This is a genomic window from Neptuniibacter sp. QD34_54 (assembly GCF_047778055.1).
Classification (GTDB): Bacteria; Pseudomonadota; Gammaproteobacteria; order Pseudomonadales; family Balneatricaceae; genus Neptuniibacter.
In genome coordinates this window covers 534443-553829 of the sequence record NZ_CP180546.1, presented here as the reverse complement: position 1 = coordinate 553829, position 19387 = coordinate 534443, and the positions used below count along the sequence as shown (strand labels likewise).

Here is a 19387-nt window from a genome sequence, read left to right as displayed (position 1 = left end):
ATTGAAAAAATTTAAGTTCTCAACAGCTATTTTATCTATTGTACTCTGCGCACTCACCGTAGTCGCTTTAGTGCTGCTAATACCTGCCTATCAAGGCTCTCAACGAGCATTACTGGAAGAGATCAATCTATCCCATTCCCGTAACCAAAAGGTTCTCCAACAATTCTTTGACAAATACCTAAAGGCAGCGGCCTTTAATGCCGAACAAATTAGTCAGCGCGATATTCTGAAGAACGGTATTGATAAACAAAACCATAAATATATTAACCAATTTCTACAGCAGCAACTTGCAAGCCAGACTGGAGAGAGCATTCATGCATTTGTGCTAGAAACACAAGAAGGCGATCACTTTGAATTTATTAGTACCTCGCTATTAGGCATGCAACTCAACCTTAATGAATTAACTAAAGAGTTCATCCCCAATCGTAGCTGGAAGGTACAAACATCTTCTCAGAACACAGCCCAATCCCAACAACTCATGCGAATTACCTTCCCAATAATCAGCGATAATTTAGGTGAAGTCGTTGGAACATTACACGCATTTATCTTATTAAATGATCACTTCAAACTACTTAGTGAAATCCAAAGTTTAACCGGAGCAGAATCCGTCGCGCTGTACTTTGATCAACAAGTCACATCGAGTTTAGCCCTCACCCCTAAGCTACGAACAGCACTCCTACAATCAAAACCAGACACTCTGTTTGAGATATTCGAAGACGATAGAATCATCCACCACTATCAACTCTCTTTGAGCACACAACAGTATTTGAAAGTTGTGACTACGCTACCGAACTCCTCGATTCTTGCGCTAGAACTCGCGTATACCAAAGATTTGGGCATGGCGATTTCAGCAGCGCTGATCATCGGGCTTCTAACTGTATTAGCGATCTCACGACTGACAAAAACATCGCTGGTGCGTTTAGTTCAATATGCTGAAGACATGGCGATCAATCGTGATGCCGAACCTTTTAAACCGGGTCACTTCTCCGAATTTAACCTGCTAGGTAAAACTTTAGAGCATATGGTTGGCCGAATAAGTGAGCACGAACAGCAACTCAATGGCATTATCACTAATACACCCAACATCATCTTTATAAAAGGAGCTGATCTACGCTACCAGATGATCAGCCCTAATTATTATGATCTGATTAAAGATAGCTCAGTAAAAGTAATCGGAAAAACTGACCATGAGCTCTACAGTTCCCAACACGCCGATACTCTTAGAAACAGCGACTTAGAAGTTATCCAGACAAACAGCCCTATTCAAATCGAATACACAGGTGCGACTGAGCTAGGCCGCCGAAATTATTTAAGTACCAAATTCCCTCTGTTTGATGAATCTGGAAAAGTCTATGCCATTGGTGGAATCGTAACTGATGTAACTGATCTCAAAGATGCACAAAGCCATATCCAATTAGCAGGGCAAATTTTCGATCAAGCCGATGAAGCTATTTTGGTTATTGATACCCATCTAAAAATGATTACTAGCAATAGTGCCTGCCATCAGCTTTGCGGCTCTGACGACCTCACTATCAATCAATTTAGCCGTAGGTTCTTCGCTGAACACCCAGAAATCCGCCATAGTTTAAAACAAGATAAACGCTGGCAAGGCGAAACCCAAATACGTAAGCCAAACGGCCAAGCCTTTCCGGCATGGCTTTCGGTCAGCAATTTGTATACGGAAGATGATGAAGAGCGCTTTGTACTGATTTTTTCTGATATTAGCGCAAAAAAAGAAACAGAAACCAAACTTGAAAAACTGTCTCATTATGACGGCCTAACAGGATTACCAAATCGCAGTTTGTTCTTCGATCGTTTACATTCAGCTATTGCACGCTCTAATCGTGAGAAGAGTCAAACTGGCTTACTGTTTATCAATATTGATCGCTTTAAAAACATCAATGACACATATGGGCATGCCGCGGGTGACGAATTACTTAAGGCTACTGCCAACCGCATCTCCGGCTTTATCCGACCTGACGACACCGTATCTCGCCTAGGTGGGGACGAATTTGGCGTGATTTTACAAAGTATCGATAACGTCGACACAGTCAGTCATATTTCTCATCGAATCATCGAATCATTAAGAACGCCATTCCAGCTCGACAACTTCACAAGCAACGCTCCGGTAAGTATCGGCATTGCCCTATATCCAGATGACGGCAAAGATGCGAAAGAGCTACTTACTAACGCAGATACAGCGATGTATCACATGAAAGAGAAAGGCAGAAACGGCATTCTTTTTTATGACCAAGAGGTCAACCAAAAGGCTGAAGCGCAAACTCGCTTGGAAGAAGACCTTAGGCTTGCCCTGCATCACCAAGAAATCTTTGTGGTTTATCAACCTCGTTTCCATATCAATGGTGAAGATATCCTGAGTGCTGAAGCACTAGCTCGCTGGAACCATCCAGAAAAAGGAATGGTGCCACCAGGGAAATTCATCGAGCTTGCAGAGCAAACAGGCCTCATTGTAGAACTGGGAAGAGAGATTTTAAGCCAAGCCTGCCACGCAGCAAAAGCTTGGAACATCAATCCAGAAAAGCCGATGCCTGTATCAGTTAACCTCTCGGCCAGACAGATTTATGATCCCAATTTAATCGACGATATCAAAGGCGCACTGATTGATAGTGACCTTGCTCCTTCACTACTGGAGCTTGAGATCACCGAAACACTTGCTATTGATGACCTAGACAAAGTCATCAACAAACTCCAACAGATATGCGATCTTGGTGTTAACTTATCCGTAGATGACTTTGGCACCGGCTATTCATCGCTCATCTATCTAAAACGCCTACCTGTAAGCACCGTTAAGATCGATCGTTCTTTTGTTACTGGTGTACCAGGTGATGCGGATGATGAAAATATCATCGCTGCAATTATCTCCATGTCCCATTCATTACAACTCAAAGTGGTTGCTGAAGGCGTAGAAACCCAAGAACAGCTTAGCTTTTTGAAGAATCATCATTGCGATGAAATCCAAGGTTTCTTACTAGGCAAACCTGGTAGCAGCGATCGCCTCCTAGAATATGCGAACATTACATAACCAATTGATTATATTAACAATATAAAAAATTAAGAGCTCATCCAAAAAAACCATATTTATTTTCAGAGTATCCATTGCAGGGAAGCTAAAGCCATGGAAGAATACCGACCGTTCAGTCCAAGCCCTATAAAAACTTATAATTTGTAAGTGAATTTTCATGCAATTGTCATTTACATGAATATACTAAGTTATTAAGCAGACAAACATCTGCTGTGGTTCTGCACGGAAGAATAAGTACTACACGGGATATAAAGATCCCCGTCCAGAATAAACCGGAATTAAACTGGAGACAGATATGGCTTCTGTTCGCACAACAGATCGGGAACACGTGTATCCCGAAAATGTTCGCCTTATTTCAACTACTGATACCCGTGGTATCATTACCTATGCAAACCCAGAATTCTGCCAAGTTGCTGGATACACTCAAGAAGAACTCATCGGTAAACCTCACTGCTTAGTTAGGCATCCTGATATGCCTGCAGCAGCTTTTGAAGATCTGTGGAACCATATTAAAAATGACCAACCTTGGATGGGGATGGTAAAAAATCGTTGTAAAAATGGTGACTATTACTGGGTTCAAGCCTATGTCATGCCGATTTACGACAACAACGGGACAAAAACGGGTTATCAATCAGTCCGTACTCGTCCAACCCAAGAGCAGATCCAACGTGCTGAACAGGTCTATGGCAAGATCCGAAAGTCTCCGCCTAAGTCAGTTAAAACAACCAGTTTAGCTGCCCGTATTATGGGCATTGCCGGTTTAATGGGAGCCGGAATACTCGCCTTAAACTTCGCTCCTATTTCAGAGCTATATCAATCTATCGCAATGCTAACAGTATTTGCTGTTGGGCTTTATGCTTTGTTCGCTAGCACCCGCGGCCTAAAAAAGATCTCCTCTACTGCAGACCAGATCTATAACAACCCGTTAGCGCAATTAGTGATGACAGAAAACATGCACGAGCAAGGCTCTGTTGATCTAGCTACTCGCATGATGCGTGCGCGCCTACGTACTGTTATTGGCCGAGTTGAAGACAGCATAGAAACCCTTGGTGAAGTCATGAGCGAGACAGATGCTGCAATAAACCAAACAACCGCGGGTATTCAGCAGCAAAATAGCGAGAGTGACATGCTTGCCAGCGCAGCAACCCAAATGTCCGCTACAGCCCATGAAATAGCACAAAATACCGCTCAAACTTCTCAAGCAACTCAGAAGGCATCAGACCTTGCTAATAATGGTAAAGAGAACATTGATGTTATGCTCGAAAGCATCACCGAGCTTGTTAGAGATGTAGAAAAAGCTTCAGAGTCATCAGATGAGCTGAAACACCAAGCCTCATCTATTGAGCAAATCGTTAACATCATTAACGATATCGCAGAACAAACGAATTTACTGGCACTCAATGCTGCTATTGAAGCAGCACGCGCAGGTGATCAAGGCCGTGGCTTTGCCGTAGTAGCTGACGAAGTACGCACACTAGCACAACGCACCCAAACTTCTACCAGCGAAATCCGCAGTACTATCGAGGCCATTCAAACGCAGGTTGCAGTAACTGCCGACACTATGCAACGTTGTTCAGAGCAAGCCCAAAAAGGAATACATTTAGCTAACGATGCAAGCCAATCATTTGACTCTGTATCTGAGGCCATGGTTGAAGTATCTGACCGCTGTATTCAAGTTGCTAGCGCTTCTGAGCAACAAAGTTCTGTATCCGATGAGATCAACAACAATATCCTTAATATTCGTGATATTGCTAGTAGCAATATGACCGCTGCAGAGCAAACCAACAATGCCAGCAACAATCTGCATAAATTGGTAACAGACCTACGCTCTATGATGAAGACCTTTACGGTTTAATTCACGCCGCAAACCCTTTATAGGCCCTAGCTAAGCTAGGGCCACCGCCATCCCCCTAATACTTTTATACCGACCTTTCGGTCAGATATAATGTCGTATTGTATAGACTAGTAGCCATTTCACATTTAATATTGATTATCATTAGCAAATTTTATAGCCCATTCTGAATGAGCAAATCTAAAACCTTATGTAAGTTTAGTAAGAGCGATATAGAGCATCACTTCAAAGAGATTGCGAAACATACCCGCTCAAGCACTTACCTCTGCCGTAAATGCGCTCGTTCTGCTAATTGCAAAAAATGGCTATGTAAGCCTGTTGCTATGTGACGTAACTAATTAGTAAGGATTTACCTATGCTCAGCCCAGCAATGCTTGAAAAGCTAAACGAACAGATTAATCTAGAATTTTTCTCATCCAACCTTTATCTACAAATGGGTGCTTGGGCCGAGTCAAAAGGGTACGAAGGATGCGCCGAATTTCTATACAAGCACGCTGATGAAGAGATGTCGCACATGAAGCGTCTTTTCACTTATGTCAATGAAACCGGTGCGATGGCGCTGATCGGCACGATTGAAGCTCCAGAGGCAGAGTTCGACTCAATTCGCGACCTATTCGAAAAAGTTTACGAACACGAATGCCTAGTTACCCGCAAAATAAACGAGTTAGCGCACACAGCTTTCACAAACCAAGATTACTCAACTTTTAGCTTCCTACAGTGGTATGTAGCTGAACAGCATGAAGAAGAGAAGCTGTTTAATGGCATCCTAGATAAAATCAAAATAATTGGCGAAGATGGCAAAGGCTTATTCTTTATCGATAAGGAGATCGGAGAACTAGCTAAAAACGGTGATGGCGGCAGTATTATGGCCAGCACAGAAGAGACCATCTAATCCTTAAATTTCAACAAGTTATAATAAAATCTTAAAAACGAACAATAAATAAACAAAAAAAACTCATGTTTTTTATATTTTTTTACTAAAGAATATTATTTATTGTCCGATATTTAACCGAAAGTAGCCTCTCATGCCCAGCAAGGAGATATAGCGTGAACACTGATTGCAAGCATTGCTTTGAGTTAGTTAAAAACGGGAAGGAACACCCACAGCTAAAAACGGTTAGTGATTTAGGTAATTCTCAGATCTGTAAATGCGGCAACTGCGGCGCAATGCTGATGAGCACAGCAGACAATTGGGAGATTGTAATCAAGGGTTCTGTTGCTCGACATCACAAAAAACGTGCTAAAGAAGCGAAAGAAAAAGTTGCTTAGGTAAATACCCTAGCTAAATTTTACTTGGCACCATAGATAGTTACGCGTAGTTTTGTACTGGAAACATAAAGACGATGGGTTCCTATGCATTCACTACGCCAGCTGATTGAACAAGATAATAATCACAACTTATTCGATCTACTTTCAAGTCTATGCCAAGGCTCCATCGCCGTCGATGAAACAGCTTCTATTCTGTGGATGAGTGATGCTTATCGCAAGCTTGTCGCTATTCCTGAACAGATGGATCCCATTGGCTGTAACGTAGAAGAACTAATCCCCACAACGCAACTCCCTAGAGTCATCAAAAGTGGAAAGCCATCCTTTGTAGATCTCATGCAGATCAACAACCGCTGGTGCGTTGTTACCCGTCTCCCTATCAAAAACCCTGACAATAAAATCATTGGAGCTATAGGTTTTGTTTTTTATGATGATTTAGATAGCCTTCAGCCACTGTTTGATAAATTTGCTCGTCTACAGCGAAAATTTGAAGATGAGAAAATCATCCGCCCAAGCCGATACGCCCTAGACGACATGATCGGTAATGCGCCCAAGACGCAACAGCTTCGTCGTCAAGCACTAAGAGCCTCGCAACTCGATACCACCTTACTTTTATTAGGCGAAACCGGGACAGGAAAAGAGCTATTAGCTCAAGGCATCCACCATGCTTCCACACGTCGTAGCGGACCTTTTGTAGGCATTAACATGGGCGCGCTACCCGAATCTCTTGCCGAAGCCGAACTGTTTGGCACAGCGCCCGGTGCTTATACTGGCGCAGATAGAAAGGCTCGACAAGGCAAAGTCCAACTAGCTGAAGGCGGTACTCTATTTCTTGATGAGATTGCAGAAATGCCTCTCGCCATGCAGGCAAAACTACTTCGAGTGCTTCAGGAACGAGAAGTAGAAGCACTCGGCTCCAACCGCCTTGAAAAGGTAGATGTTCGCATCATCGCAGCAACAGCCAAAGATCTACGCAGCCAAGTAGAACAAGGTTTATTTCGTGAAGACCTTTACTACCGCTTAAACGTCTTGCCGATCAATCTACCGCCTCTACGGGAGCGCATCCAAGATATCCCTCTGCTATCCGAACACATGTTGAGCGAGATTCAGCGCCAATCGCAACTACCAGAACTGCCCTTGTCTCCGTCAGCCCTAGAATGGCTACAAAGCTATAGCTGGCCTGGTAATATTCGCGAACTTCGAAATCGCTTAGAACGAGGCTGCGTTATGGCTGAAGGCTCTTCAATTGAAGCGCCAGATTTAGGCGCAAATGAAGAACAACCCCTTCACAGAAACCCTTTAACAAATCTAAAAAGCTACCGTAAAGAGCATGAGCGTTCAGCCATTGAAGAAGCGATACAGCAATGCAATGGTAATAAAACAGCTGCAGCTAAACTGCTAGGTATCTCTAGAGCAAGCCTTTATCAACGCCTAAGAGACAACAAAAACGTTTAAAAAAACAGACATACAAAGCACACTGTCTATTTTATTAGACACTTATCTACATCCAGCCTGCAACAAAAACCTTCAAGCCATTGTTTTTAAAAGATATTTAAAACATGGCCCCCGCCTTGCTATGTACAACTGAATTAAAAATAACAAGAATGGTATTCAGGATGTCTCAGAATAAGCTGATCTCAGCCGATCAAGCGGCAGCATTAATTCAATCAAATGACACCATAGTTACAGGCGGCTTTATCGGTATTGGCTTTGCTGAAACCCTCGCAAAAGCGATCGAAAAACGATTTCTAGATCAAGGCACCCCCAACAATCTCAGCCTACTTTACGCGGCCGGCCAAGGCGATGCCCAAACCCGTGGTTTAAATCACTTTGCCCATGAAGGAATGATTAAGCGCGTCATCGGCGGGCATTGGGGGTTAGCACCCGCCCTCGGGAAAATGGCGTTCGAGAATAAAATCGAGGCATATAACCTTCCTCAAGGAGTTATCTGTCACATGTTCCGCGATATTGCTGCAGGTAAACCGGGCACTCTCACACGCGTAGGGTTACACACCTTTGTAGACCCACGTATTGAAGGTGGTCAAGTTAATAGCCGCACAGAAGAGCAACTAGTACAACTACTTGATCTTAACGGTGAAGAAGCCCTTCTATACAAACACTGCCAACCCAACATTGCCCTGCTACGTGGCACAACAGCAGATAGTAAAGGCAATATATCCATGGAACGTGAAGCCCTGCCTTTAGATGCTTTAGCGATTGCGCAAGCCGTCAAAAACAGCGGCGGCAAGGTGCTAGTGCAAGTTGAACGTATTACTGCACAACACAACCTAACACCAGATAGAATCCGCATTCCGGGAATTTTGGTCGATCATATTATTCAAGCTCCAGCTGAAGACCACCCTCAAACTTTTGCCGAATCCTATAACCCAGCCTACAGTGGTGAAATTACGTTACCGGCTCAAGCAAGCAAACCTGTTCCTTTAGATGCAAGAAAAATCATCGCACGTCGCGCACTAATGGAGCTCAAAAATAATGCTGTGGTCAATCTGGGGATCGGCATGCCAGAAACGTTAGCAGCCGTTGCAGCTGAAGAAGGAAAGATAGAAGATTTCACTCTAACCGTTGAGCCTGGCGGCATCGGCGGCCAACCCGCAAGCGGGCTTAGCTTTGGTGCAACGAGTAATGCAGAAGCGATGGTAGACCAACCTGCTCAGTTTGATTTCTATGATGGCGGCGGTTTGGATCAAGCCTTTTTAGGGTTGGCGGAAACATGCCCTGAAGGTCACGTTAACGTAAGTAAATTCGGCCCTAAACTCGCTGGTGCTGGCGGATTTATCAACATTACCCAAAACACTAAAGATGTGTACTTCCTTGGAACATTCACCTCAGGGAAACAGTTATTAGAAGTACATGAGCACGGATTAAAAGTGATAGAGAACGGGCCTCTTAAGAAATTTAAAAAATCTGTACAACAAATCACATTTAATGGCGGATACGCCATGCAATGCCAGCAACGGGTCACCTTTATCACAGAACGTGCCGTATTTAAGCTAACTCCTAAAGGATTGTTACTGACTGAGATTGCACCGGGTATCGATCTGCAGAAGGATGTTCTGGATCAGATGGAGTTTATGCCATTAATAGATGATCACTTAACACCGATGGACGAGCGCTTATTTCGCGAAAGCCCTATGCGCCTCAATCAACCCGGTAGCAGACCGATGCAGCAGATGCGGGCATTAATGAAGAACGTTCTTCAACCGCAAAAACCGGTCCCACAACCGTCAAAGATGTACTCAATTTCGTAAGATCGTCCTTTTATCATCCAGCAATAAGATAGGGGAAGGTACACAACGTACTGACCCCATTGCCATATTCTCGCTGTGCGGCGGACTTGTGCTAAGGCTCTATTCTTATTGCAGAGAGCGGTTCACGTCATTACTCAAATCTATACTGCACTTCACCGCAGCCCCGGATTTCAGTCTTTTGGCCGCTCTCCGGATGTTTTTTCATCTCGGCTGACTCGCAATTCCAGCTATCTAAAGTAATACTCCTAAGAGCGTCTAACTGCGGGAGCGCTTTATGAAAAAGCTAACTTTAGTTCGTCACGCAAAATCCAGCTGGAAAGACCCCACTCTTGATGACTTTGAGCGTCCTCTCAATAAGCGTGGTCAGAGAGACCTTCCAAAGATGGCCAAGCGTTTAGAAGAGTACGGCATAGTGCCAGACCTCATCTTAGCAAGCGACGCAAACAGGGCTATCACGACAGCCTTAGAGATCCATCGACAACTCAATTTAAAGCCTGAACAGTTGCAAACGCATCCAGAGCTATATGCATCTTGTGCCGAAACGCTGATGTACCTTATGCAAAACCAATCAGATCATCTGAGCAATATTATGCTAGTCGGCCACAATCCGGCGCTACATCAATTAGCTGATTTCCTTACTCAAAACCGCTTAGAAAAACTTCCAACGGCAGCCGTTCTTCATATGCATCTAAGCATTACTCAATGGCACGAACTCGCAGCTGGCTGTGCCACCAGCATTCTATTCGATTACCCGAAAAAGCACGCTTCAACCGCCGCCTAAGCAACTATGATAAACTGTACTCTTTATTCCAGAGTGAGTGCCTGTGGATCTTTACCTTTCATCGCTCAGTTTTACTGCGAGTATCACTGCCCCTATCTTTTTTATTGGTTTCCTTGGCTACGTACTAAAACGTGTAAGGCTGATTGATGATGCCTTCATAAATACAGCATCAAAGCTCGTATTTATGATCACTCTGCCAGCCTTGGTCTTTATGTCTATCTCAAGGACAGACTTTCACGCAGTCTTTAATCCGGAACAACTGGGTTTTGTCTTAATAGGCACTCTGATCAGCTTTATCGCTCTTTGGTTTCTTGCTAAGCGCTGGATCAAACAACCAGAAGACTTAGGCGTTTTTATACAAGGTGCGTTTCGAAGTAATTACGGCATTATTGGTTTAGCTGTGAGCTATAACCTGTTTTCTGATTCCGGTTTAGCTCAAGCATCTTTACTGCTTGCGCTAGTCATCCCTCTGTTTAATGTCCTATCAATCATCGCATTAACCCTGCCAGCAAAACACCAAGGCGGCGCGAGTATCGGCAGCACTGTATTGGAGATCGTAAAAAACCCACTGATTATTGCGGTATTGCTGGCACTTCCTTTCTCTTATTTCGGTTTCCAGCTTCCCGAAATTGCACAGAAAACGGGGCGTTACTTCGCCAATCTGACCCTACCTTTAGCCCTATTGGCTATAGGCGGCTCATTGAACATGAAGAGCTTACGCAGCACTTCTTCACAAGCCACTTGGGCGACCTTATCAAAGCTACTTTTTATCCCTCTGATATTAACACTCGCTGCATGGGCATATGGCTTCAAAGGGCAAGACTTAACCATGCTCATGGTTCTATTTGGATGTCCGACAGCTGCTGCCAGTTTTGTTATGGCTAAAGCGATGGGAGGAAATGAGAAACTCGCGGCGAATATCATATTGATGACGACCATAGGCTCTATCCTCAGCCTATCGGCGGGCATCTATATCATGCGCGTCACAAGTGTAATTTAAGCTTCAGTACATTCTGTACGCTTAAGGTAGGTCTGTAAGCTAATTTGATCTGTAGTTTCAAAATGACGGGACAATTGCGTAAGCGACTGGATACGATCCAATCTGAACATACGAAAATCATCGCGCAGCTCACACCAAGCAACCAAGGTCCAAACAGCGCCCCAGTAGACTAAACCTAAAGGCCAAACTTCGCGCTCGGATTGTTGTTTATCTTCTCGTTGATAACCGATTGCGATCACAAACCGATTCTTGATCGCGACTCTAATCTGGTCGCTGTATTGCGTTGTCCATTGCCGATGCAATCCAGGGACAACAAACCATTCGGGGCCTTCAATATATTGATCGTAAAGCTCAGTCGGTAAAACCGCTTTAACCTTATCTAATACTCGGGATGCGGATTGACCCAGATGCTGATCGCTGCAGCCCTGCACTAAGCGAACGCCAAGAAACAGCGCTTCAAGTTCCTCTTCATCAAACATCAAAGGTGGCAGATTGAATTCTGGACGTAGGCGATAACCTACCCCCGCTTCACCTTCAATAGGCACACCGGAAAGCGAAAGCGCCTGTATATCTCGGTAGATAGTTCTCTCAGAGACTTCCAACACCTCAGCCAATGCGCTAGCCGTTAAAGCTGTTCGGCGGCCGCGCAAAAGCGTTAATAATTGAAACAAGCGTTCCGCTTTCCTCATCGGTAATTTAGCTCCCTAAGCCCCTTCGCAAATCATCGCTTCTGTTTGTACTTCCATATGGCGCATATGACAACTCTCCATATCAATAAGACCACACAACGACTGACCTTCGTCAGATTGCATAAATGCATCTCCCGCCGCTTTAGCTGTCGACATATCCTGCCAATAAGCCAAATCGTGCAGTAAGCCATTTTCATCTTCGCTCACTGAGCGATACAGAAAGCCTTCCTGCTTTTTTAACCACTCATTAACCTTGTCATGAGTCGATGCAAAGTCAGCTTTATTCACGCCTGATTTCAGATTGTAAGTTACCATTTCCACGACGGTTGTTGTCATTGTTATTCTCCTTAATCCAATTCTTAAATATGACAACAGGGATGCTAAACTAGCCCTACTGACAGCGTAGTGTCAGTAGAGTTTTATTAAATGGGGATAAAGATGTTTAAGTTATTCAAAAGCGATCGATTGGCAAAAGCTTTTAAGGCGATCGATGCCGATGATCTGACCAAGCTCCAAAAACATCTGCAAAAACTCGAACCTGAAGAAATCAATCAGCCAGTCTCCGATGATACTGCGCCTTTAGCTGAAGTCTGCATTCTTCAAGAAGCCCCAAAAGCGTTAAAGCTGGTGTTAAACTTCGGCGCTAATCCAGGCCAAACAAGTCACACAAATGCGGCTCTAACACTTGTAGAACTGTCACTTAGACAAGAAAAAAGCCTGCCCTTACTAACAGCGCTTTATACTGCTGGTGCCAAGACAGATCCAACACCATTGATGCAACAATGCTTTGACCACTGTTCCGAACAAGAACTCATGCTGCATCTATCCGTCTTGCTCCAATATGGCGGACAGCTTGATGACGAACTTGTTCATAAAGCCTTAGCTAGCGATCAGTTACCGCTTATCCACTTTATTATAAATTCTGGCGCATCTTGTCCAGACGATATCGACCAACATAATTACTCAGAAGAAACGCTGAACTATGCAAAAAAATGTTGGGACGATCAGAAAATTCGAGCGATGTTTCTCTCATGACAGATTCAAAGAGATGCTTTGTAATAGCCGTCGCTGGTGCACCTGGCAGCGGCAAGACCTCTTTAACCTTAGCACTAGCTAAACTGCTAGATGCAGACACACTCTTTTACGATGATTATCAACAAGCCACCAATCAATCCATGGCCGAAATCCTTCAATGGATGAAACAAGGTAGCGACTACAACAATTTAAATATTCCCGGCTTTGCTGAAGCGATTGTTGCCCAGATCCAAACCACTCATAAACGGTTCTTGTTGATTGAAACCCCATTAGGCCGACATCATCATGCCAGTGGACGATATATTGATTGCCTAGTTTGGCTAGATACTCCTCTTGATATTTCACTTGCTCGCAATATCAAAGCCTTTAGCAACGAATTTAAAAAGGCCCCATCAGACTACGTTCAACAACTTGATTGGCTAGCTAATTACCTTGAAGGCTATATTCAAGATATCCGCGCTACACTCGTCATACAACAAGAACGCTTAGCCAAAGATGCCGATATTAATATCGATGGCACACTGCCACTTGGCAAAATAACTCAGCAAATTCACCAAGCGATCTCACAAGAACAATCAAAAGGATAAACAATGCAACCTCTTTGCCTTGATGATTCAACAGCAGAACAACAGGACTGGAAAGCCTACCTTTGCATCGAGGCATTTATTCAAGATTTTGTCACAGCCCAAGCACTGTTTACGGCCTTAAAACTAGAACTAATCAAAACCCTATCAGACCAACCTCGTTCTGAAGATACTTTGCAACAAAGCCACCCTGAAGTGACTGCCCTAGGCATACTGCTCCAACAATTAAAAGCAGCCAATGTCATTGAGCAGGACAACAATAGTCAATGGCAACTGACGACGGAGTTCAGCCAAACACTCCCCTTCCAAGATCTACTCCTTTCCAAATTGGAGTTTGCAAATCTATTAGCACCTGACCTTTTGGAGAACTACACACTGTTCCTTGAGGACATGCCTCGTTTTATTCAGCAAGCTAAGGTATTTGAACTGTTCGCTTACAATCGCTGTTTTGAAGTCACGCCAGAAAACATTACTGCAACCCGTCGCTGGATGCGCTTCACCACCTGCTTAACCCGCTACGAAGGCCGTGTAATTGCTAAACACGCCGATCTGAGTCATATAAATAATCATTTGGATATCGGAGGGAACAGTGGAGAATTTGCACTGCAATTATGCAAAAACAATACAGAACTCAACTCGACCATTATTGATCTTCCGGTGGTTTGTGAAGTAGGTAGAAGCCACATTAAGGGTGAAAAAGAAGCAGATCGAATCGATTTTAAAGCTGCAGACGCTCTTGTGGATAAACTACCGCAGCAACAGGACCTGGTGACCTTCAAATCAATTTTGCACGACTGGCCAATAGAAGCCTGTGCACAATTTATCCGCCAAGCGACAAGCACACTAAACGATCAGGGTGAAATACTGATATGTGAAAGAGGACCATTAGATCTAAGCAGGCCCGTACCTTACGGCCTATTGCCTATGTTGTTATTCAATCGTTCTTTCCGTGAGCCCAATACTTATATTGAATTATTGAAAAGCAATGGTTTTAACAACATTGAGATTGAAACCATTCAGTTAGAAACGCCGTTCTTCCTAATTCGGGCTAGACGTTAAAACTTGAGGGAGTTTTAATTGATAGGTCAGGTATATCGATCTTAGGGCAGCGATTTACCACAACCTTAAGACCTGCAACTTCAGCGCGTTTCTGTGCGTCTGGGCTATAAACCCCTAACTGTAACCAAACCGCCTTAGCTCCGATTTGAATGGCTTCGTCGATAACCTCTCCAGCCTGATCGCTGCGACGAAACACATCGACCATATCAACCGTTTTATCAATATCAGCTAAAGAAGCCACAACCTGCTCACCGTGCAGAGTTTCACCCTCAAGTGCAGGGTTGACCGGGATAACGTCATAACCGCAAGTTTTTAGAAAAGCCATCACACGAAAACTCGCACGCTCAGGCTTGTTACTCGCACCTACTACAGCAATAGTACGAACACTTTCTAAAACATCGATAGACAACTGATCATCAGTCATGACCATCACCTTCGGCATGCATACCCTTACACACACTACACTCTGGATCTTTGCGCAATTTAAGTGTGCGCCAATCCATGGTTTTGGCATCTAAAAGCAGCAAACGACCTGCCAAGTTCTCGCCAACCGAAGCCAAAACCTTTAATACCTCTAATGCCTGAACTGATCCGATAATACCGACTAGAGGCGATAAAACACCGGATTCAGAGCAAGTAAGTGCTTCATCACTTCCCTCTTTGTAGAGGCATTGGTAGCAAGGCGATTCTGGGTTTAGAGGATCGTAAACCGCCACCTGACCTTCCATACGGATAGCCGCACCGGAAACTAATGGTTTCTTGTGCATAAAGCAGGCACGGTTAATCGAAAATCGGGTACTAAAGTTATCGGTACAATCAACCACAAGGTCAACAGTTGCGACTAAACGCTGCAAAGCCTCGTCGTCTAAACGCTCATACAACGCTTTAACTCGAGTATCTGGATTTAGACCAGCAATGGTATTTCGAGCTGAATCCACTTTAGGCGCACCAATGCGCTTAGTGTTATGAGCAATCTGACGCTGTAAATTGGAAAGCTCCACTTCGTCATCATCCACTAGGATAAGCTCACCTATACCTGCCGCAGCTAGGTACATAGCGACAGGACTGCCCAAACCACCTAGACCTATGATCAAAACTGTCGAATTTAACCAGATCTCCTGCCCATTGATATCGACATCAGGCAACATAATTTGACGGCTGTAGCGTAATAGCTGCTCATCACTCAGCATTGTTTTCTCCTTAAGCGCAGGTGTTACCTGGCCATAATGCAAAGGTTACTCGCTCATTATCGCCATAATCGCGCTGAGTACCAATTTCTGTATACCCTAGACTGTCCAGCAAGGCGCGGCAAACAGGACCTTGGTCATAACCATGCTCAAACAACAGATGACCGCCTGGAACAAGGTAACTTCGAGCCTGTTCACAAATATGTTTAATATCTGCCATACCATGATCTTCAGCAGTGAGCGCTGAGAGCGGCTCAAATCTCACATCACCTTGTGCTAGATGCGGGTCTTCTGGATCGATATAAGGAGGATTACTGACGATCATATCGTAATAACCATGGTGAGGCTCAAACCAACTTCCCTGTATAATCTCTACATTTTCAAGCTGCAAACGGGCTCGATTACGCTCGGCCAACTGCGCGGCCTCCGGCACAAAGTCTGATGCAACCACTGTCCATTCTGGGTTCTCATAAGCTAAAGCTAAAGCTATGGCTCCTGTTCCCGTGCCCAAATCAGTAATACGTGCGTGCTTCTTAGTGCACAACTGCAAAGCCTTTTCGACCACCACTTCGGTATCGGGACGAGGAATCAAGGTATGAGGGGACACTTCCAAGTCAAAATCCCAAAAACCTCGCATACCGATAATATGCGCAACAGGCTCACCTTTGAGACGCCGATCAATCATCACTGTCAATTGATCAACAATTTTTGGGTCTAACTCTTTTTCAGGCCAAGTAAACAGGTAGCTGCCCGGCTTATCGAGCAGATGACATAGCATCAACTCAACATCTAATTGAGCCGACTCACTGACACCACCGAGTTGATTACTTAGTTTTACCGCTTGCTTAATCTGCATAGAGATTTAATACATATCAAAAAGGGCCATACAGGCCCTTTGATTAACTTTCTTCGGAGAGCGCCCCAAGCTGTTCTGCTTGGTGCTCATTTAAGAGCGGCTCAACAACGTGTTGCAGCTCACCACCAATAATCTCCTGCAGCTTATATAGCGTTAGGTTGATACGGTGATCCGTTACACGACCTTGTGGATAATTATAGGTACGGATTCGCTCAGAGCGGTCACCACTACCCACTAGACTTTTACGCGTACTTGCCATTTCGGCTGCCTGTCGTTCGTCTTCTGCAGCCTGTAAACGAGATGCTAGAAGTGACATCGCCTTAGCACGGTTCTTATGCTGCGAACGCTCTTCCTGACACTCAACTACTACACCTGTAGGAATGTGGGTCAAACGAATAGCCGAATCAGTTTTATTGACGTGCTGACCACCAGCACCTGATGCACGGAAGGTATCAACACGTAGATCAGCTTTATTGATCTCGATCTCAGCGGACTCATCCATCTCTGCCATAATTGCAACGGTACAAGCAGACGTATGAACACGGCCTTGAGACTCGGTTTCAGGAACACGTTGTACACGGTGTGCACCGGATTCGAATTTCAGCTTCGAATACACATCCGTCCCAACGATACGAGAGATAACCTCTTTATAGCCGCCATGGTCACCTTCGTTAACGCTGATAACCTCTACACGCCAACCCTGTACTTCCGCGAAACGAGAGTACATACGGAAAAGATCACCGGCGAAAATAGCTGCTTCATCGCCACCGGTTCCGGCACGTACTTCCAAGAAGACGTTGCGAGAATCATTTGGATCTTTAGGTAATAAAAGAATCTGCAGTTCAGCTTCAAGGTTTTCGATACGCTCTTTAACGGCAGGGTATTCCTCTTTTGCCATCTCTCGCATATCAGGGTCACTGTCAGCCATCATCATCTCGGCTTCTTCAAGATCATCCTGCGCTTGATTAAAAGCTGCAAATGCCTGTACCACAGGCTCTAATTCGGAATATTCCTTGGAATAATCACGAAACTTATCCTGATCTGAGATAATTTCTGGATCAGACATTAGAGCAGCAAGCTCTTCGTATCGATCGCTAAGCTTTTCTAGCTTACTTAGAATAGATTCTTTCATTATTTCTCATTCTTAGCATGTTCACCTAACTGGTGAAGCTCTTGCACCAAGTCCAGTAATTCACTGCGCCCTTCAGCGCTTGCTTTACGCATTTGAATTGTAGGATGGTGCAGCATTTTATTCGTCAGGCTACGCGCTAACATGGTTAACACTTCTTCAGCTGGTTTACCATTCTCCAGCTGTTTTAACGCTCGGCCTAATTCTTGATCACGCAAACTTTCTGCCTGACCACGGAAAGCCGTTAATACATCAACCGCTTCCAGTGAACGCAACTGACGCATAAATTCATGCGCGCCAGTCTCTATAATTTCTTCTGCTTGCCTAGCAGCATCTTCACGGCTACGTTGGTTCTCTTCGATAACCTCTTTAAGGTCATCGACCGTATACAGATAAACATCATCCAGTTCCGCAACTTGCGCCTCTATGTCACGCGGAACGGCTATATCAACCATAAAGATAGGGCGGTGCTTACGTTGCTTAAGCGCGGACTCAACTGCACCTTTACCTAGAATAGGCAACTGGCTGGCAGTAGAAGCAATCACTATATCGGCCTCGGCAAGCGCATTTGGAATATCACCCAACAAGATCGCTTTACCATCAAATTCATCAGCCAATGCCAAAGCACGATTAAGGGTACGGTTAGCCACCGTGATATCTTTAACGCCAGCATTCGCTAAATGGCGCGCTACCAACTCTATGGTTTCACCTGCGCCAATCAGTAACGCTTTGCTTTCGCGCATATCCGAGAAGATATGCTGAGCAAGGCTTACTGCTGCATAAGCAACTGATACTGGGTTTTCACCAATCGCCGTATCAGTACGCACCTGCTTAGCCACAGAAAACGTCTGCTGGAATAAGCGTCCCAGCTCGGCACCTACATGGCCATTTTCTTGAGAAAGGCTATATGCCGACTTCAGTTGACCAAGTATCTGCGGCTCTCCCAATACTAAGGAGTCCAAACCGCTCGCAACACGCATCATATGACGCGCGGCATCTTCACCCCAGAAAGCATAGGAACATTGCTGCAGTTCATCAGGATCTAAATCGTGGTATTTGCCTAGCCATTCCAACAGGGCTCTCGACCCTTCTATGGCAGAAGAGCAATACAGCTCTGTACGGTTACAGGTCGATAGGATGGCAATCTCTTTCAGATCAGCAAATTCGGCAGCACCATTCATCGCTTCAGCAAGCAGCTCGGGGGCAAACGCCACGCGTTCGCGAACCTCTACCGAAGCCGTTTTGTGATTGATGCCTAATGCAAGTAACGCCATGCGATCCGCCATACCAAAAAATCTACCGTCGTATAGACGGCACTACAAATCAACTGAAGCTGATCTAAATCAGCGCGCTATGATACAACGCTTTGCGACAAAGGTTAAAAGGCAGCACCACAATTTAGGCAACTTCGATCAAAAAACAGCGGATTAATTACAAATCTTTGGACAAAATCCACATAAATCGAACAAAAATAAAGAACCTTAGGTCTAACTCTTTAAATTAAGGTCAAAGTCAGCATGTATGAGTAACTATCTAAAAATCGTTAACTTATTCTCTTTAAAACCTTTGGTCGGTAGCTGACAAGCCACAGGTTATTCAACTATAGTGACCAAATCATTCAGGGATGTCGGGGCTAT

The 19387-nt window shown here is 44.5% G+C and carries 18 protein-coding genes; 11 read left to right on the top strand and 7 right to left on the bottom strand.

Annotated elements, in window-relative coordinates:
- Position 1 precedes the first annotated feature (1 nt).
- The 8 genes from ACMXYP_RS02325 to ACMXYP_RS02290 all read left to right on the top strand — a co-directional run bounded on the left by ACMXYP_RS02325 (position 2) and on the right by ACMXYP_RS02290 (position 11211).
- Positions 2–3043, top strand: a complete 3042-nt coding sequence (locus tag ACMXYP_RS02325) for an EAL domain-containing protein (RefSeq protein WP_415883395.1) — start codon at positions 2–4, stop codon at positions 3041–3043.
- 295 nt (positions 3044–3338) lie between these two features.
- Positions 3339–4898 carry a PAS domain-containing methyl-accepting chemotaxis protein gene (locus tag ACMXYP_RS02320; RefSeq protein WP_415883394.1) on the top strand — a complete coding sequence of 520 codons (1560 nt, stop codon included), beginning with the start codon at positions 3339–3341 and terminating at the stop codon, positions 4896–4898.
- Between the two features lie 352 nt (positions 4899–5250).
- A complete protein-coding gene (gene ftnA / locus ACMXYP_RS02315; protein WP_415883393.1) occupies positions 5251–5787 on the top strand; it encodes a non-heme ferritin in 537 nt (178 codons plus the stop codon).
- Positions 5788–5942: 155 nt separating this feature from the next.
- Positions 5943–6164: a hypothetical protein gene (locus ACMXYP_RS02310; RefSeq protein WP_415883392.1), complete on the top strand. Its 222-nt coding sequence runs from the start codon at positions 5943–5945 to the stop codon at positions 6162–6164.
- An 84-nt stretch (positions 6165–6248) separates the two neighbouring features.
- Entirely contained in the window at positions 6249–7616 is a 1368-nt protein-coding gene (locus ACMXYP_RS02305; RefSeq protein WP_415883391.1) for a sigma-54 interaction domain-containing protein, read from the top strand.
- Between the two features lie 161 nt (positions 7617–7777).
- A complete protein-coding gene (locus ACMXYP_RS02300) occupies positions 7778–9430 on the top strand; it encodes an acyl CoA:acetate/3-ketoacid CoA transferase (RefSeq protein WP_415883390.1) in 1653 nt (550 codons plus the stop codon).
- Positions 9431–9704: 274 nt separating this feature from the next.
- The gene (locus ACMXYP_RS02295; RefSeq protein ID WP_415883389.1) at positions 9705–10211 is read left to right on the top strand and encodes a SixA phosphatase family protein; all 507 of its coding nucleotides are present in this window, start codon (positions 9705–9707) and stop codon (positions 10209–10211) included.
- 43 nt (positions 10212–10254) lie between these two features.
- The gene (locus tag ACMXYP_RS02290; protein WP_415883388.1) at positions 10255–11211 is read left to right on the top strand and encodes an AEC family transporter; all 957 of its coding nucleotides are present in this window, start codon (positions 10255–10257) and stop codon (positions 11209–11211) included.
- Here the strand turns inward: ACMXYP_RS02290 and ACMXYP_RS02285 are convergent.
- Both ACMXYP_RS02285 and ACMXYP_RS02280 read right to left on the bottom strand, forming a co-directional pair.
- On the bottom strand, positions 11208–11882 hold the full coding sequence (locus tag ACMXYP_RS02285) for a helix-turn-helix transcriptional regulator (protein WP_415883387.1): 675 nt from the start codon (positions 11880–11882) through the stop codon (positions 11208–11210). The two genes, ACMXYP_RS02290 and ACMXYP_RS02285, sit on opposite strands and share 4 nt — an antisense overlap.
- Positions 11883–11915: 33 nt before the next feature.
- Positions 11916–12236, bottom strand: coding sequence for a hypothetical protein (locus ACMXYP_RS02280; RefSeq protein ID WP_415883386.1), 321 nt, complete (start codon positions 12234–12236; stop codon positions 11916–11918).
- Between the two features lie 102 nt (positions 12237–12338).
- Here ACMXYP_RS02280 and ACMXYP_RS02275 point away from each other — a divergent pair, with 102 nt between their 5' ends.
- Genes ACMXYP_RS02275 through ACMXYP_RS02265 form a run of 3 tightly spaced genes read left to right on the top strand, consistent with a single transcriptional unit; the run spans position 12339 to position 14578 of the window.
- Entirely contained in the window at positions 12339–12935 is a 597-nt protein-coding gene (locus tag ACMXYP_RS02275; protein ID WP_415883385.1) for a hypothetical protein, read from the top strand.
- Positions 12932–13522, top strand: coding sequence for a hypothetical protein (locus ACMXYP_RS02270; RefSeq protein ID WP_415883384.1), 591 nt, complete (start codon positions 12932–12934; stop codon positions 13520–13522). Before ACMXYP_RS02275 ends, ACMXYP_RS02270 begins: the two co-directional genes overlap by 4 nt.
- Before the next feature lie 3 nt (positions 13523–13525).
- Complete coding sequence (locus ACMXYP_RS02265) at positions 13526–14578, top strand: methyltransferase (RefSeq protein ID WP_415883383.1); 1053 nt, start codon at positions 13526–13528, stop codon at positions 14576–14578.
- On the opposite strand, the gene ACMXYP_RS02260 is transcribed toward ACMXYP_RS02265, so the two are convergent.
- From ACMXYP_RS02260 to hemA, 5 genes are read right to left on the bottom strand one after another with little or no spacing between them, the layout of a single operon-like run.
- On the bottom strand, positions 14568–15002 hold the full coding sequence (locus ACMXYP_RS02260; RefSeq protein WP_415883382.1) for a CoA-binding protein: 435 nt from the start codon (positions 15000–15002) through the stop codon (positions 14568–14570). The two genes, ACMXYP_RS02265 and ACMXYP_RS02260, sit on opposite strands and share 11 nt — an antisense overlap.
- Entirely contained in the window at positions 14995–15768 is a 774-nt protein-coding gene (locus ACMXYP_RS02255) for a molybdopterin-synthase adenylyltransferase MoeB (protein ID WP_415883381.1), read from the bottom strand. Before ACMXYP_RS02255 ends, ACMXYP_RS02260 begins: the two co-directional genes overlap by 8 nt.
- A gap of 10 nt (positions 15769–15778) precedes the next feature.
- Positions 15779–16621: a peptide chain release factor N(5)-glutamine methyltransferase gene (prmC, locus tag ACMXYP_RS02250; protein WP_415883380.1), complete on the bottom strand. Its 843-nt coding sequence runs from the start codon at positions 16619–16621 to the stop codon at positions 15779–15781.
- Positions 16622–16664: 43 nt separating this feature from the next.
- Positions 16665–17753: a peptide chain release factor 1 gene (gene prfA / locus ACMXYP_RS02245; RefSeq protein ID WP_415883379.1), complete on the bottom strand. Its 1089-nt coding sequence runs from the start codon at positions 17751–17753 to the stop codon at positions 16665–16667.
- Entirely contained in the window at positions 17753–19024 is a 1272-nt protein-coding gene (gene hemA / locus ACMXYP_RS02240) for a glutamyl-tRNA reductase (protein ID WP_415883378.1), read from the bottom strand. Before hemA ends, prfA begins: the two co-directional genes overlap by 1 nt.
- Positions 19025–19387: the final 363 nt, after the last annotated feature.